Consider the following 14267-nt stretch of genomic DNA (forward strand, 5'->3'; position numbering starts at 1 on the left):
CGCCCGTGTTTGTCCCGGTCAAGGGTCACTTACGGCGAGTGATCCTCGCGACGACTGCCACCAGCCCCGCAAAACCTAGCCCGACCACCATCAGCGCTACCAGCACCGCCGCGTCCGTGATCGAATCGGTCGCCAGCAGAATGCCCAGCACCACGAACAGCAGGCCGCTGAGCAACGCCATCCAGTCGGTCCTGTGCAACTGGCGAGGCTTGTCCACATCACGCCGCACGCCGGACCTCCACATCGCCCATGCCGCCGCGCAGGTTCAGCACGATCGTCGAGACCGCGCCCTTCGGCGGCGTCTCCGGGGCCAGCACCTTGTCGAACTCCACGTCCACGCCGCCGCGCAGCGACTGGTCGATCGTGATGTCGCCCACCTTCGCCGTCGCGTGCACCTCCACCCGCGCCGAGGGCGGCACGATCACCATCAGCTCGCCGACCGAGACCGAGGCGTTGAACTCCGCCGTCGCCCCCGGCTCCAGCTTCAGCTCGGACAGGTCGAGCCGGCCCTCGCCCACGCCCACGTCATAGTTTCTGCTGGCCTCCGCCATCGTCAGCGGCGTCCAGTCGTAGTCGCCGACCCGTTTGGGCAGGCCGCCGACGATCAGGCCGCTGGCGATGACCACCGCCACCAGCGTGCCCAGGGCCACCAGGCCCGCTCCACGTCCCCACCAGGCCGCGACCAGCAGTCCGGCGCCGATCGTGATGAGCACCGCCGCGCCGACGGTGGTCGGGTTCACGCCTTGGGCCGACCCTGTTTGGACAGCCACGAGGATCCCTCCAATGATGAGTGCCATGAGCACGGTGATCACGCCGATGAAGGAGCGTGGCCGCTTCTTCTTCGTCGGCGGCGGGACCGGCTTGCCGTACAGGGCGGGGTCGTAGGGGGAGTACCCGGGCCGTCTGGCCGGGTCCAGCGGCTGGTAGGGGCCGTGCGGAGCGAACGGCTCGTTGCGCGGGATGGGCGGCACGCCCTCCGCGGGCCGCGCGCTCGCCTGCTCGCCGCCGGCCATGCGGGCGGCGCGCTTCTCACGCATCATCGCCTCGACGCGCATCATGGCCTCCTCGCGGGTCCGCGGCCGGTCCTGCGCCGCGTGGACACGCGGGGGCCGGTGCTCGCGGGGCTCCTCGGGGAGCGGCTCGCCGTAGCGGACGGGCTCCTCGCGGGTGGGCGGCTCGTCGACGGGCTCGTGGTGGTGCGTGGTGGGCTCGTCCGGTGCGGCGGGCTCTTCGCGGGTGGGCGGCTCTTCCCCGGGCACCGGCTCTTGCCTGGTCACGGGCTGCTCGCGGGTCGGTGCGTTGTCCGCCGCTTCTGAGGGGGTTTCCGTGTTGTGCGGGGTGTAGGGCTTCTGCGGGGTGTAAGGCCTTTGCGGCGCGTACGGCGGAGCCGCCGCCTCGGCCGCGAACGCCACGTCCACCATCGACCGGCCCGGCTCCGGGCGGCCGTAGGACGGCGGCACCGGGGGAGTGGGCTGGGGCGAGGCGGTCTGCCTGCGGCTCAGCCGTTCCGGCATCGAACGCGCCAGCGCGAGCAGGTCCACCCCGTTGGCATGCGCGGTCAGCAGCGAGATGACCAGCACCAGACCGACCACCAGCGTGCCCGTGGCCAGCCACACCGTGGTCAGATTGATGCCGAGCCCGAAGGCCAGCACCGCGGTCATCATCGCCAGCACGGCCTCGCCGTCGAAGTCGCGCCGGGTCCAGTGCTCGATCATGCCGGGCATGCCGCGCGTGTCCTTCATCAGCATGAAGGCCGCGATGTAGAGGAAGAACCCGACACCGGAGCCGAACAGCAGGATCCCGAAACCGACCCGGAACACCACCGGATCGATCCCCGTGTGCCTGCCCAGCCCGGCGCACACCCCGGTCAGGATGCGCCCTTCACCGCTGCGGTGCAGGACCCGGGCCTCGTTCGATGGAGCTTCCGTCATGTACTCCATCGTGACGGCACCCGCGCGCGCTCGCATCCGGGACACCCCTGAGCCGACCCTGGGGGTTGTTCCCTGATGCCCGCACCCCCGCCGACATGTGACTATGTCGGTGTTATGGCTGACCAGAAGACTCTCGCAGAGCCCGGCACCGCCGAGGCGCCCTATCGCCGCATGCGCCGGCGTATGGAGGGCCGCCTCGTCGGCGGCGTCGCGCACGCGCTGGCCGACCAGCTGAAGCTGGACCCCGTGGTCATCCGGCTGGCGTTCGTGCTGCTGTCGGCCGTGGACGGCGTGGGCGCGGTGGCCTATGCCGTCCTGTGGATGGTGACCCCGCGGGAGGAGTACGAGGGACCACCTCCCTCGCGTGACTGGAGCCAGCTCGCGGCGTTCGTCGCGATCGGGGTGGCGCTGTTCGCCTTCGGCTGGATCAGCGGCGCCTCGCAGGGCGGCATCGGCATGATCCCGTTCGCGATCGGCGGGATCGGCGCGCTGATCCTCTGGCAGCAGGCCGACCCCGACCGCCGCAGGGAATGGGTCGCGGGCGGCACCAAGAGCATCCGCAAGAACCGGGCCCGCACGCTGATCGGCGTCGTGCTCGTGGTCGCGGGCGGCGTCGGCTTCCTCGTCGCCCAGGACGAGCTGCAGGACGCCACGCCGGGCCTGCTGTTCACCGTCGTGGTGGTCGTCGGGCTCGTGGTGATCGTCGCGCCGTGGCTGGCGGGCCTGTGGAAAGAGCTTCAGCTCGAACGGCGGGAGCGCATCCGCCAGGAGGAGCGGGCCGAGATGGCGGCGATGGTCCACGACTCGGTGCTCCACACGCTCACGCTCATCCAGCGCGTCGCCCACGATCCTCGCGAGGTCGCCAGGCTCGCCCGTTCGCAGGAACGCGAGCTGCGCAACTGGCTCTACCAGCCCAAACAGGACGCCGACGCCACGCTGGCCGCCGCTGTACGCAGGATCGCGGCCGAGGAGGAGGACGCGCACGGCGTCCAGATCGAGGTGGTCTGCGTCGGCGACATCGACATCGACGCCGAGGGCAAGCTCACCGCCCTCCTGAAGGCCTCCAGGCAGGCGATGGTCAACGCCGCCAAATACTCTGAGAGCCAGTCCATTTCCGTGTACGCGGAAGTGGAGGGTGAAGAAGTCACCGTTTTCGTGAAGGATCGGGGTAAGGGCTTCGATCTGAACGAGGTGCCGCTCGACCGGATGGGCATCAGGGAGTCCATCATCGGCAGAATGGAACGGCACGGTGGCAGCGCGAGAGTACGCACCGAGCCGGGTGAGGGCACAGAGGTGATGTTGACGATGAAGGTGGCGAAGCGTGATTAAGGTCCTGATCGTCGACGACCACAGGCTGTTCCGCTCCGGGGTACGCGCGGAACTGGGCGACTCGATCCAGGTCATCGGCGAGGCCGAGGACGTCGACTCCGCGGTCAAGGCGATCGCCGACATGGAGCCCGACGTCGTGCTGCTCGACGTCCACATGCCGGGCGGCGGCGGCCAGGAGGTCCTGCGCCGCGTGCTCGGCTCGGGTGGGCAGGTGCGGTTCCTCGCCCTGTCCGTCTCCGACGCCGCCGAGGACGTCATCGGCGTCATCAGGGGCGGCGCCCGCGGCTACGTCACCAAGAACATCAGCGGCAAGGAGCTGACCGACGCCATCCGCCGCGTCTCCGAGGGCGACGCCGTCTTCTCGCCCCGGCTGGCCGGATTCGTCCTGGACGCCTTCGCCTCCTCCGAGGCGCCGCCCATCGACCCCGAGCTGGACTCGCTGACCCAGAGGGAGCGGGAGGTGCTCCGGCTGATCGCGCGTGGGTACGCGTACAAGGAGATCGCCAAGGAGCTGTTCATCTCGGTGAAGACCGTGGAGACGCACGTGTCCTCGGTGCTGCGCAAGCTGCAGCTGTCCAACCGCCACGAACTCTCCCGCTGGGCCACCGCCCGCCGCCTGGTCTGACCCCACAACGCCGGCGACAGCCGGTATCCCGCCCTGCGGAGGGGCCCGTGGCGCGCGGCTTCCGGGGGCTCGCGGCGCGAGAGCCACGGGCCGTAACCCGGTGGTGGAAGCCCGAAGGGGTGGCTGACGGCTGGGTCTCGGGGCGGCCAGGTGCGGGGCTGTGGCGTGGGGCTGCCGGGGGGTGGGCTGGTGTTTGGGGCTAGATCGTGCGACATTTCGAGGTATGGGCAGGGACGTGCCAGTCGTCGTGTTCAGCCGGGAAGACCGTAGGACATATCGGGAAAAAGTACGACGATGTCTGGACGTTTTCGCCCAGATGCTGCGTGAATCCCGCTTCGAGCTTGAACGCCCCCTCGCCGGGCTGGAGATCGAGCTCAACATCGTCGACGAACACGGCGAGGCCGCCATGCGCAACGCGCAGGTCCTGGCCGCCATCGCCCAGCCCGACTGGGCCACCGAACTGGGCCAGTTCAACATCGAGATCAACATCGAACCCCAGGGGCTGGACGGCGAGGGTGCCCTGGCCCTGGAGAACGACGTGCGCTCCCGCCTCAACCACGCCGAGTCCAGAGCTCGGTCGGAGGGCGGGCACCTGGTCCTGATCGGCATCCTTCCGACCCTGCGCGAGCAGGACATCGGCGAGGGCACGCTGTCGGCCAACCCGCGCTTCCGCCTGCTCAACGAGCAGATCTTCGCGGCCAGGGGCGAGGACCTGCACCTGCTCATCGAGGGCGTCGAACGTCTCGACACCCATGCCGACAGCGTGGCGCCCGAGGCCGCCTGCACCAGCGTCCAGCTCCACCTCCAGGTCAGCCCCGAGGCCTTCGCCGCCCACTGGAACGCCGCCCAGGCCATCGCCGGCGCACAGGTGGCCGTGGCGGCGAACTCGCCGTACCTCTTCGGGAAGGAGCTGCACCGCGAGACCAGGATCAGCCTCTTCGAGCAGGCCACGGACACGCGCCCGGCCGAGCTTAAGGAGCAGGGCGTGCGCCCGCGGGTGTGGTTCGGCGAGCGGTGGATCACCAGCGTGTTCGACCTGTTCGAGGAGAACGTCCGCTACTTCCCCGCCCTGCTGCCGCTGGTCGAGCACGAGGACCCGCGCGAACTGCTGGACCGCGGCCTCATTCCGCACCTGCCCGAGCTGACCCTGCACAACGGCACCATCTACCGCTGGAACCGCCCCGTCTACGCCGTGGTCGGCGGCACACCGCACCTGCGCGTCGAGAACAGGGTGCTGCCCGCGGGCCCCACGGTCCTCGACGTCGCCGCCAACGCCGCCTTCTACTACGGCATGATGGCCGTCCTGCCTTATGCGGAGCGGCCGATCTGGAGCCAGATGTCGTTCGCCGCGGCCGAGGACAACCTCAACACCGCCGCCCGGCACGGCATCGACGCCCGCCTCTACTGGCCGGGCGCGGGGGAGGTGCCGGCGGTCGAGCTGATCCTGCGCCGCCTGCTGCCGATGGCCCACGAGGGGCTCGAACGCTGGGGCGTGGACAAGGCGGTCGCCGAGCGGCTGCTGGGGGTCATCGAGGGGCGCTGCCTGACCGGGCGTACGGGCGCCACGTGGCAGGTGGAGAAGGTCAGGGCGATCGGCGGCGACCGGCACGAGGCGCTGCGTAGGATGACGCTGGAGTACATCGAGCGCATGCACACCAACGAGCCCGTCCACACCTGGCCCGTCTAGGTGAGCAGGCTCTCGCCCAGCTCGGTGATCGTGTGCATGACGGAGTTCTCCTCGCGGCTGCTGGTGATCAGGCCGGCCGCCCGCAGGACCGAGGCGTGCTGGCTGGCCGAGGAGGGGGAGATGTGCAGCAGCCGGGCGAGCTGGGTCGTGGAGCGCGCGCTTCTGGTGGCGCGCAGTACCGCCGCGCGCGTGGGGCCGAGCAGCCCGGAGACCGCGTCGTCCGCCCCGTCGCCCGAGGGCAGCAGCCACGCGCCCCGGTGCTCCACGGGGTAGACGAGCACCGGCGGCAGGCCGGGGTCGGCGAGGCTGACCGGCGTGCCCCAGCAGAACCACGACGGGATCAGCAGCAGCCCCCGCCCGCCCAGATGCAGGTCCCTGTCGACCGGGTACTCCACGTGCAGGACCGGCGGCTGCCAGCGCATGATCGGCCGCAGGCTGTGCAGGACCGCCTCGACGCCGCCGGAGTGGAAGGCGCGCAGCCGCCGCGCGTGGTCGGCGGCGACGTGGTTGCGCACCTGGGCCCAGTAGGGGGCGACGGTGATCCGGTGCAGGGAGCGCAGCGCGCCGGCGACCTCGTCCATCGCCTGCGCGTCGGCGCGCGCGAGGTCCCTGGCCCAGCCGGTACGGCCCGGCAGCCTGGAAACCTCGTCCCTGACCCTGGTGCCCGGCGTGGACAGCAGGCTGTCGAGCCCGTCGTCGAGCGTGCCCCCGTTGCCGGGCGTGAGGAAGTCGGGGAAGTAGGGCCGGGGCGGCGCCAGCGAACGCAGCCCGCCCAGCGGTTCCGCGGACAGACGCGGGGCCACCTGCGTGAGCCAGTCGGCGAAGAAGGTACGGCCCCGCCGGCCGTACAGGCGATGGAGACTGAAGACCGTCTCCCAGAGCGGGTCGGCGGAGGACGCCAGGCGGGTACGAGCGAGGTCGTCCCCGGTGAAGTGAATGCGTAACATGCGACCGGCCTCTTCGGTGGATCGTGCCGCCATTATGACCAGAAATTGCGTCATATCGGTGTCATAAGCAGGGTCTTTCGGTTGTGGTCGAAAGAGGGTGACCGGGGCCGGGGCGATGGGTGAGGCTGAGCGCCATGTTCCGCGTTCTCGGCCCGCTCGAGATCACGATGGGTGAACGGCTGGCGCAGCCCCCCGGACCGCGCCAGCGAGAGCTCCTCGCTCTGCTGCTGCTGCGCGCCAACCAGGTGGTCTCGATCGGCACGATCGTCAGGCTGGCCTGGGGCGAGCGGCCGCCACCCACCGCACGGCGGCAGGCCCAGAACTGCGTGGGACGTCTGCGCAGGCTCATGACCGACGTCGGGCTGTCCCCGAAGACGATCGTGACGACCCCGGGAGGCTACCTCCTCAAGGTCGCCGACGATCAGCTGGACATGCTCGCGTTCCTGGCGCGGGCCGACGAAGGACGTGCCCTCGCGGGGGCAGGGCACGTCTGGAAGGCGAGCAGGCGCTACCGCTCGGCGCTGGCGTTGTGGCGCGGGCCGGCCTTCGACGGGGTCGAGCTCGGGCCGCTGACCGGAGAGGTCGAACGGCTCGACGAGCGCCGCCTCGCCGTACTCGAAGACTGCCTGGACCTGGAACTGCAGCTCGGCAAGCACGTGGCCGTCGCGGACGAGCTGGCCGTGCTCGTCGCGCGGCACCCGCTGCGCGAGCGCATGTGGGGGCAGATGGTGATCGCCCTCTACCGGTCCGGCCGCGAGCACGAGGCGCTGATCGCCCTGGAAGGCGCCCGCGCCCGCTTCGAGCCCGGCGAGCGGCTGCTGGAGATCGAGGCGGCGATCCTGCGCGGCGAGGCGGGTGTCCCGGAACGGCCCGGCAGGCTGCCCGCCGACCTGCCCGACTTCACCGGGCGCGAGGAGGAGACCGGCGCGCTGGTCGCGCTGCTGAGCCGCGAGGCCGGAGCCGTCGTGTCGGGGGAGGCGGGCATCGGCAAGACCGCGCTCGCCGTGCACGTCGCCCACCGCGTCAGCAGCCGCTACCCCGACGGCCAGCTGTTCGCGAGCCTGCGCGGCAGCGGGCCCGCCGAGGTGCTGGCCGGGTTCCTGCGGCGGCTGGGCGTACCCGGGCACGCGGTGCCCGACGGGGTCGAGGAACGCGCCGAGCTCTACCGCAACAAGCTCGCCGGGCGGCGCGCGCTGATCGTGCTCGACGACGTGGCCGACGCCGCGCAGGCCCGCCCGCTCCTGCCCGAGGCGCCGCGCTGCGCGGTGCTCATCACCAGCCGCTCCGGCCTCGACGAGCTGACCGGCGGCTCCCGGCTGCCGGGGTTGGGCGGGATGTCGGCGGGCTCCGTTCTGCCCGGACTCGGAGGTCTGGCGGATGAGGCGTTTCGCTCAGAACCGGGAGGAATGGCGGAGGGGGCCTTCCGCTCCGGTCTGGGCGACGCGACCGCCGGACCGCCCGGGTCCGGGCCCCTCCCGGCCCGGCCGATCTGGCCGGCCTGGGCGGGGATGTCCGGCTTCGGGGTACGCCAGAGCCGCCCGAGCGCGCCCCGCGCCGGCCTCTCGCTCGTCCAGCTCGCGCCGCTGGAGAGCGGCCCCGCGATGACGCTGCTCGCCAAGATCGCGGGTGCGGGGCGCGTGGCGGCCGAGGTCGCCGCCGCGCGAGATCTGGTACGGCACTGCGGCGGCTCACCCCTGGCCATCCGCGTGGCCGCGGCCCGCCTGGCCGCCGAGCCCCGGCTGCGGGTGAGCTGGCTGGCCGACCGCCTGTCCGGCCACGCGATCCACCGAAACCCCCTCGCCGAGCAGCCGCGTCCCTCGCACCCCCGCCCCCAGCAGCCGGATGGCGAGCACCTGGATCGCCAGCACCCGGATCGTGAGCGACAGGGTCGCGAGGCGACCTTGGCCCTGGGCTGGCCTGCCGATGAGGTGCTCGGCCTGGGGTATGCCGGGCTGCCCGAGGCCGCTCAGCGGTTGCTGCGCCTGACCGGCCTGGTCGAGGCCCCCGACTTCGCGCCCTGGGTCTGCTCGGCGCTCCTGGACGCCGACCTCGCCGAAGCCGAGGAACTGGCGGAACGCCTGGTGGAGGCGCAACTGCTGGAGCGCACCGGACCGGCGCGCTACCGGCTGCAGGACGTCGTCCGCGCGTTCGCCGCCCGGCGGACCGGCGGCGACGAGCGGGCCGAGGCGCTGGGAAGGCTGCTCGACGGCTGGCTCGTGCTGGCTGACCAGGCCAACGGGCTGCGGTTCGGCGGCGGCAGCGGCCCGCCGGAAGGCCGCTGGTCGCCGAAGGGCGTGGCCGTCGGCGACCCCGCCGACTGGTTCGAGAGCGAGCGTCCCGGCCTCGTCTCCGCCGTACGGCAGGCCGCGGCGGAGGGCCGCGCCGAGCACTGCTGTCGCCTGGCCGTCGCCCTCGCCCGCTTCCTGGAAGGCGCCGGACACCTCGACGATCTGGCCGAATGCCTGAGATTGGCACTGGCGGCGAATCCGCAGAGTGAACCCGGGCACACTTGGGCATTGTGAACCACGTGAAGCGTCCCCTCGCGCTCGCTGTGCTGCTGGCGCTGCTGACCGCCTGCGGCCTGGCCCGCGCCCCGTCCATGGACGCCACCGGCAAGGACACCTTCGAGGACGACGTGAACTCGGCCCGGGTGCTGAGCGAGGAGTACTGGAAGCAGCAGTTCGCCGCGCTGGGCCGGACGTACCGGCCGGTCACGGAGTTCGTGGCCTACGAGGGCGAGGGCGGGCCGAGGTGCGGCGGGCAGCCGTCCGTGCCGAACAACGCCTTCTACTGTCCCGCCGGCCACTTCATCGCCTACGACGCCCGGTGGATGCGCGGCCTGTGGGAGGAGATGGGTGACGGTTCCGTATATTTGATCATCCCGCATGAGTTCGGGCATGCCGTACAGGCGCAGCTCGAAACGTCGTTCCAGCTCAACGTGCAGCAGGAGCTCCAGGCGGACTGCTACGCCGGCGGCACCCTGGCGGCCCTGGTGAAGTCCGGCGCGCTCCGCGCCGAACCCGGTGACGAGGAAGAGCTCCTGCTCAACCTCGCCGCCGCCGGCGACCCCGAGGAAGACTGGTTCAACCCCCAGGCACACGGTACGGCCGAGCAGCGCCAAGCTTCCTTCGCCGTCGGGTACCGCGACGGAGTAGGCGGCTGCTGAGAAGTACGACCACGGGATGATGCGCGCCGGCGCCGACCCGGTCTAGCGTGGTGCCATGCCGTTGGGAGAGATCAGCTGGCTGCGCAGGGGAGCCTGCCGTACCAGCGATCCTGAGCTGTTCTTCCCGCTCGCGCCGGGCCCCGAGCAGGAGGCGCGGGCCAAGGCCGTCTGCGCCGGGTGCCAGGTGCTCGACCAGTGCCGCGACTACGCGCTGAGCGCCGGTGAGTCCGAGGGGATCTGGGGCGGGATGACGCCGGACGAGCGCCGTCGTGCCCGCTTTCCCGCGGGCTGGCACAGTCCGGCCGCCAGTTAGCCTGCAGTGGTGCTGCTACGTTCCCTCGCCGTGCTCACCGCGGCCAACATCCTCAACAACCGGATCGCCCCCCGCCTCGGCCCGCTGACCTCAGCCGCCGCGACCGCGGCGCTGGTCGCGATGGCCCGCAGGTCCGGGCTGACCTGGGAGGAGCTCGGCTTCCAGCACGGCCGCAGGGGCGCCGTGGCCGGTGGCGTCCTGTTCGCGGCGGTGGCCGCGGTCTACACCGCGGGCATCTCCCACCCGAAGACCCGCCCCCTGTTCCACGACGACCGCGCCCTGTCCCTGACCCGCGCCAGAGTTCTCGAAGAGGCGCTGGTGCAGGTCCCGTTCGGCACCGTGCTGCTGGAGGAGGTCGGCTTCCGCGGCGTCCTGTACGCCGCCCTGCGCCGCCGCCACGGCACCGCCGCCGCGACGGCCGGATCCTCCGCCGTGTTCGGCCTGTGGCACATCCTGCCGTCGATCGACATGGCCAAGGCCAACCCGGCCCTGGGCGCCCTGACCGCCGCCGAGTCCCCCAACCACCTCGACACGGCACGGGTGGTGGCGGGCAGCGTGGTGTCGACGGGGGTGGCGGGCGTGGCCTTCTGCGAACTCCGCCGCCACGCCGGCCTGGCCGCCCCGGTATTGCTCCACCTGGCAACAAACTCCCTGGGCTACCTGTTCGCCCGCCTATCGACCCGCCTCCCAACACCCCCGGAAGCACCCACCACCTGACAGCCCGCTCGCCCGCGATCCAGCCTCACACCAGGCGCCTCATCGGTGACGGGTCGGCGCGTGGGCACTTCCGTGTACCTCGGCTTCAGGGGCTGCCTGCGCACTCGCGCCCCTGCGCAAGCGCGTCGGCCCGCGCTCACCGGAGCCTTCGCCCGCGTTGCCCGGCCTCCGGGCATGCCTGGCTATCCGGGGCGGCACGCTGGTGTGGCCGGGTAGTTGTGGCTGGGGATGGGTGGGTTTCCCGGTCGGGTGGTTAAGGGGGCGCCGTTACGGCGCCCGGCCCTGTGCGGGGTCGGAAGCGTCTCCCTGGAGGCCCTCAGCCATGTGGGGTGGGTGGGGGTGGGGGTGGCTGCGCCGTAAAAGATAGTGGAGGTTTCAGGCAGTGGAGACGATTTGGAAGGGCTCGGCGGAGCGGCCGGCGGGGAGGCCGGCGGTGGCGCCGTTCTGGAGGAAGCGGTCGCGGACGAAAGCCTCGAACCCCTCGCGGTGCGACACCTGGCTCACATGCGACAGCAGCGCCGCCACCTTGCGGTCCACGGCATCGGTGATGTCGATCCAGTGGTTCGGGGTGGAGCCGCCGTTGAGCCACACCTCGCGCACCGTCCACTCCGTCAGGCCCTCGTCGCGCAGCAGTTCGGGGAAGGCGTACGGGTTGCGCGCGTCGGGGTAGACGGCGTCCAGCGTGGCCCCGCCGACGGCGCGGTGGTCCGGGTGGCTCGGCGCCACGAACTGGTAGTTACGGTCGGGATGGTGGGTGATGACCAGGTCCGGGCGTACCTGCCGGATCACCCGGGCGATGTCGCGCCGCAGTTCCAGGGACGGCACGACGGTGCCGTCGGAGTAGCCGAGGAAGCGCACGTCGGTCACGCCCACCGCCTTGGCGGCGGCGATCTGCTCTGAGCGGCGCAGTTCGGCCATGCCGGCGTTGTCCTGGGCGCGCTCGTTGCCGCCCGCGTCGCCGTCGGTGACGAGCAGGTAGGTGACCTCGACGCCCCGATCGACCATGAGCGCCACCGTTCCGGCCGCGCCGAAATCCGCGTCGTCCGGATGTGCGGTGACCACCAGAACCCGGTTGACCTCGTTATCCGCCAGCATGACGTCCCCTTCCGATCTCTCCTTGGGCACAACCAGAGGGCCCCAGTCGGCATTCCGAGTCACGATTGTCGGTGGGGCGTCCTAACCTAGGGGCGTGCCGACCCAAGTCTCTCTAGACCACCCACTGCTCGACGGCCTCAACCCGCAGCAGCGCGAGGCCGTGATCCATCACGGCAGCCCGCTGCTCATCGTCGCGGGCGCGGGATCGGGGAAGACGAGGGTGCTGACGCACCGCATCGCCTACCTGCTTGCCGAGCGCAAGGTCCACCCGGGCGAGATCCTCGCGATCACCTTCACCAACAAGGCCGCCCGAGAGATGAAGGAGCGCATCGACAAGCTCATCGGCCCCCGCTCCAAGGTCATGTGGGTGATGACCTTCCACAGCGCCTGCATGCGCATCCTGCGCAAGGAGGCCAAGCGGCTGGGCTTCCCGTCGAGCTTCTCGATCTACGACCAGGCCGACTCGCAGCGGCTGATGGCGATGGTTTGCCGGGAGATGGACCTCGACCCGAAGCGCTACCCGCCGCGCGGCTTCTCGGCCCAGGTGAGCAACTACAAGAACGAGCTCATCGACTACGAAACCGCGATCGACCGGGCGAACAACCACCTGGAGAAGACGCTCGCCCAGGCGTACAAGGCCTACCAGCTCAAGCTGACCGAGGCCGGCGCCATGGACTTCGACGACATCATCATGAACACGGTGACGCTCTTCCAGCTCTTCCCCGAGGTGGCCGAGCACTACCGGATGCGTTTCCGGCACGTCATGGTCGACGAGTACCAGGACACCAACCACGCCCAGTACATCCTGATCAGGGAGCTGGTCGGCCACCCCGAGCTGAAGACGGCCGACGGCGAGCTGGTCCGCTCCGGGTCCGACATGTCGGAGCTGTGCGTGGTCGGTGACGCCGACCAGTCGATCTACGCCTTCCGCGGCGCGACGATCCGCAACATCCTGGAGTTCGAGCGCGACTATCCCGACGCGCGCACGATCCTGCTGGAGCAGAACTACCGCTCCACCCAGAACATCCTGGCCGCCGCCAACGCGGTCATCTCCCGCAACGAGGGCCGCAAGCCGAAGAACCTCTGGTCCGACCAGGGCGACGGTCCCAAGATCGTGGGGTACGTCGCCGACAACGAGCACGACGAGGCCATGTTCGTCGCCCAGGAGGTCGACCGGCTGTCCGACGAGGAAGACGTCAAGCCCGGCGACGTGGCCGTCTTCTACCGGACCAACGCCGCCTCCCGGGTGTTCGAGGAGATCTTCATCAGGACCGGCCTGCCGTACAAGGTGGTCGGGGGTGTGCGCTTCTACGAGCGCAAAGAGGTCAAGGACCTGCTCGCGTACCTGCGCGTGCTGGCCAACCCGGCCGACGTGGTGTCGTTGCGGCGCATTCTCAACGTTCCCAAGCGCGGCATCGGCGACCGCGCGGAGGCGATGGTCGAGGCGCTCTCCTCGCGGGAGAACATCACCTTCTGGGACGCGCTGCGCCGCGCCGAGGAGGCCTACGGCATGGCCACCCGCTCCCTGAACGCGGTACGCGAGTTCGTGGCCATGCTGGAAGAACTGATCGCCAAGGCCGAGGGCGTACCGCCGTCCGCGCTGGCCGAGGAGATCCTGGTCGCCACCGGCTACCGCGCGGAACTGGAGGCGTCGGAGGACCCGCAGGACGAGTCCCGGCTGGAAAACCTCAACGAGCTGATCTCGGTGGCCCAGGAGTTCGAGGAGGCCAACCCGGAGGGCACGCTGGTGGAGTTCCTGGAGCAGGTGTCGCTGGTGGCCGACGCCGACCAGATCCCCGAAGCCGACGGCGGCCAGGGCGTGGTCACGCTGATGACCCTGCACACCGCCAAGGGCCTGGAGTTCCCGGTGGTGTTCCTGACGGCGATGGAGGACGGCGTCTTCCCGCACATCCGGTCGCTCGGCGAGCCCAAGGAACTGGAGGAGGAGCGCCGCCTGGCCTACGTGGGCATCACGCGGGCGCAGCAACGCCTGTACATCACGCGCGCGGCCGTACGCAGCTCATGGGGCGCCCCGTCCTTCAACCCCGCCTCCCGCTTCGTCAACGAGGTGCCGGCGACGCTGCTCGACTGGCGTACCGACCCGGAGAAGTCGGCCAGGACCGCCGCGGTCCGCCGCGACCCGACCCCGGCTCCGGCCAAGAAGAGCTCCCGCGCGGTTCCGAACCTGACGCCTGGTGACCGGGTGACGCACGACGCGTTCGGCCTGGGCACGGTGGTGTCGGTGGACGGGGTGGCCGAGCGGACCAAGGTCAAGATCGACTTTGGGAGTGGGGGAGAGAAGACGCTGCTGCTGGCGTACGCACCCCTCGAAAAGCTCTGAGGGCATCGTCCTCCGCTTCGCTCCGGGCTGGGTTGTTGGGGGGGGGGGGGGGGGCCCCCCCCCCCCCCCCCCCCCCGCGCGCAATACAAAAACACACCCCCCCCCACACACCCCAA

Annotated in this window: 12 protein-coding genes; 8 read left to right on the forward strand and 4 right to left on the reverse strand. The window is 71.0% G+C overall.

Annotated elements, in window-relative coordinates:
- Window positions 1-25: 25 nt before the first annotated feature.
- Window positions 26-229 carry a hypothetical protein gene (locus ACFWYW_RS27240; protein ID WP_379625116.1) on the reverse strand — a complete coding sequence of 68 codons (204 nt, stop codon included), beginning with the start codon at window positions 227-229 and terminating at the stop codon, window positions 26-28.
- Window positions 219-1931, reverse strand: coding sequence for a PspC domain-containing protein (locus ACFWYW_RS27245; protein ID WP_379625114.1), 1713 nt, complete (start codon window positions 1929-1931; stop codon window positions 219-221). Before ACFWYW_RS27245 ends, ACFWYW_RS27240 begins: the two co-directional genes overlap by 11 nt.
- 114 nt (window positions 1932-2045) lie before the next feature.
- Here ACFWYW_RS27245 and ACFWYW_RS27250 point away from each other — a divergent pair, with 114 nt between their 5' ends.
- From ACFWYW_RS27250 to ACFWYW_RS27260, 3 genes are all read left to right on the forward strand, one after another.
- Entirely contained in the window at window positions 2046-3260 is a 1215-nt protein-coding gene (locus ACFWYW_RS27250) for a PspC domain-containing protein (protein ID WP_379625112.1), read from the forward strand.
- Complete coding sequence (locus tag ACFWYW_RS27255) at window positions 3253-3885, forward strand: response regulator (RefSeq protein ID WP_379625110.1); 633 nt, start codon at window positions 3253-3255, stop codon at window positions 3883-3885. The genes ACFWYW_RS27250 and ACFWYW_RS27255 overlap by 8 nt, the downstream gene beginning before the upstream one ends.
- Window positions 3886-4201: 316 nt before the next feature.
- The gene (locus ACFWYW_RS27260; protein WP_379625108.1) at window positions 4202-5572 is read left to right on the forward strand and encodes a glutamate--cysteine ligase; all 1371 of its coding nucleotides are present in this window, start codon (window positions 4202-4204) and stop codon (window positions 5570-5572) included.
- Here the strand turns inward: ACFWYW_RS27260 and ACFWYW_RS27265 are convergent.
- Window positions 5569-6519 carry a helix-turn-helix domain-containing protein gene (locus tag ACFWYW_RS27265; protein WP_379625105.1) on the reverse strand — a complete coding sequence of 317 codons (951 nt, stop codon included), beginning with the start codon at window positions 6517-6519 and terminating at the stop codon, window positions 5569-5571. The genes ACFWYW_RS27260 and ACFWYW_RS27265 overlap by 4 nt on opposite strands.
- 134 nt (window positions 6520-6653) lie before the next feature.
- On the opposite strand from ACFWYW_RS27265, the gene ACFWYW_RS27270 reads away from it, so the two are divergent.
- From ACFWYW_RS27270 to ACFWYW_RS27285, 4 genes are read left to right on the forward strand one after another with little or no spacing between them, the layout of a single operon-like run.
- On the forward strand, window positions 6654-9041 hold the full coding sequence (locus tag ACFWYW_RS27270; protein ID WP_379625103.1) for a BTAD domain-containing putative transcriptional regulator: 2388 nt from the start codon (window positions 6654-6656) through the stop codon (window positions 9039-9041).
- 5 nt (window positions 9042-9046) lie between these two features.
- Window positions 9047-9685 (forward strand): neutral zinc metallopeptidase, encoded by a 639-nt coding sequence (locus tag ACFWYW_RS27275; RefSeq protein ID WP_379625101.1) that lies wholly within the window; start codon window positions 9047-9049, stop codon window positions 9683-9685.
- Between the two features lie 55 nt (window positions 9686-9740).
- Window positions 9741-9998, forward strand: a complete 258-nt coding sequence (locus ACFWYW_RS27280) for a WhiB family transcriptional regulator (RefSeq protein ID WP_379625099.1) — start codon at window positions 9741-9743, stop codon at window positions 9996-9998.
- A gap of 9 nt (window positions 9999-10007) precedes the next feature.
- Window positions 10008-10715: a type II CAAX prenyl endopeptidase Rce1 family protein gene (locus ACFWYW_RS27285; RefSeq protein ID WP_379625096.1), complete on the forward strand. Its 708-nt coding sequence runs from the start codon at window positions 10008-10010 to the stop codon at window positions 10713-10715.
- Window positions 10716-11090: 375 nt separating this feature from the next.
- Here ACFWYW_RS27285 and ACFWYW_RS27290 read toward each other — a convergent pair whose 3' ends face one another.
- The gene (locus ACFWYW_RS27290) at window positions 11091-11810 is read right to left on the reverse strand and encodes a PIG-L deacetylase family protein (RefSeq protein ID WP_379625093.1); all 720 of its coding nucleotides are present in this window, start codon (window positions 11808-11810) and stop codon (window positions 11091-11093) included.
- 124 nt (window positions 11811-11934) lie between these two features.
- Between ACFWYW_RS27290 and pcrA the strand changes: the two genes are divergently transcribed.
- Window positions 11935-14151, forward strand: a complete 2217-nt coding sequence (gene pcrA / locus ACFWYW_RS27295; RefSeq protein ID WP_379625164.1) for a DNA helicase PcrA — start codon at window positions 11935-11937, stop codon at window positions 14149-14151.
- The last annotated feature ends 116 nt before the right edge of the window (window positions 14152-14267 follow it).

The sequence above is a fragment of the Nonomuraea sp. NPDC059023 genome, from assembly GCF_042740095.1.
In the GTDB taxonomy this organism is placed as follows: domain Bacteria; phylum Actinomycetota; class Actinomycetes; order Streptosporangiales; family Streptosporangiaceae; genus Nonomuraea.

Bases quoted from the DNA above. Each gene is read 5' to 3' on its own strand.
- ACFWYW_RS27280 (WP_379625099.1), top strand. From the start codon at position 9,741: ATGCCGTTGGGAGAGATCAGCTGGCTGCGCAGGGGAGCCTGCCGTACC.
- ACFWYW_RS27290 (WP_379625093.1), bottom strand. From the start codon at position 11,810: ATGCTGGCGGATAACGAGGTCAACCGGGTTCTGGTGGTCACCGCACAT.
- ACFWYW_RS27270 (WP_379625103.1), top strand. From the start codon at position 6,654: ATGTTCCGCGTTCTCGGCCCGCTCGAGATCACGATGGGTGAACGGCTG.
- ACFWYW_RS27250 (WP_379625112.1), top strand. From the start codon at position 2,046: ATGGCTGACCAGAAGACTCTCGCAGAGCCCGGCACCGCCGAGGCGCCC.
- ACFWYW_RS27245 (WP_379625114.1), bottom strand. From the start codon at position 1,931: ATGACGGAAGCTCCATCGAACGAGGCCCGGGTCCTGCACCGCAGCGGT.
- ACFWYW_RS27265 (WP_379625105.1), bottom strand. From the start codon at position 6,519: ATGTTACGCATTCACTTCACCGGGGACGACCTCGCTCGTACCCGCCTG.
- ACFWYW_RS27260 (WP_379625108.1), top strand. From the start codon at position 4,202: ATGCTGCGTGAATCCCGCTTCGAGCTTGAACGCCCCCTCGCCGGGCTG.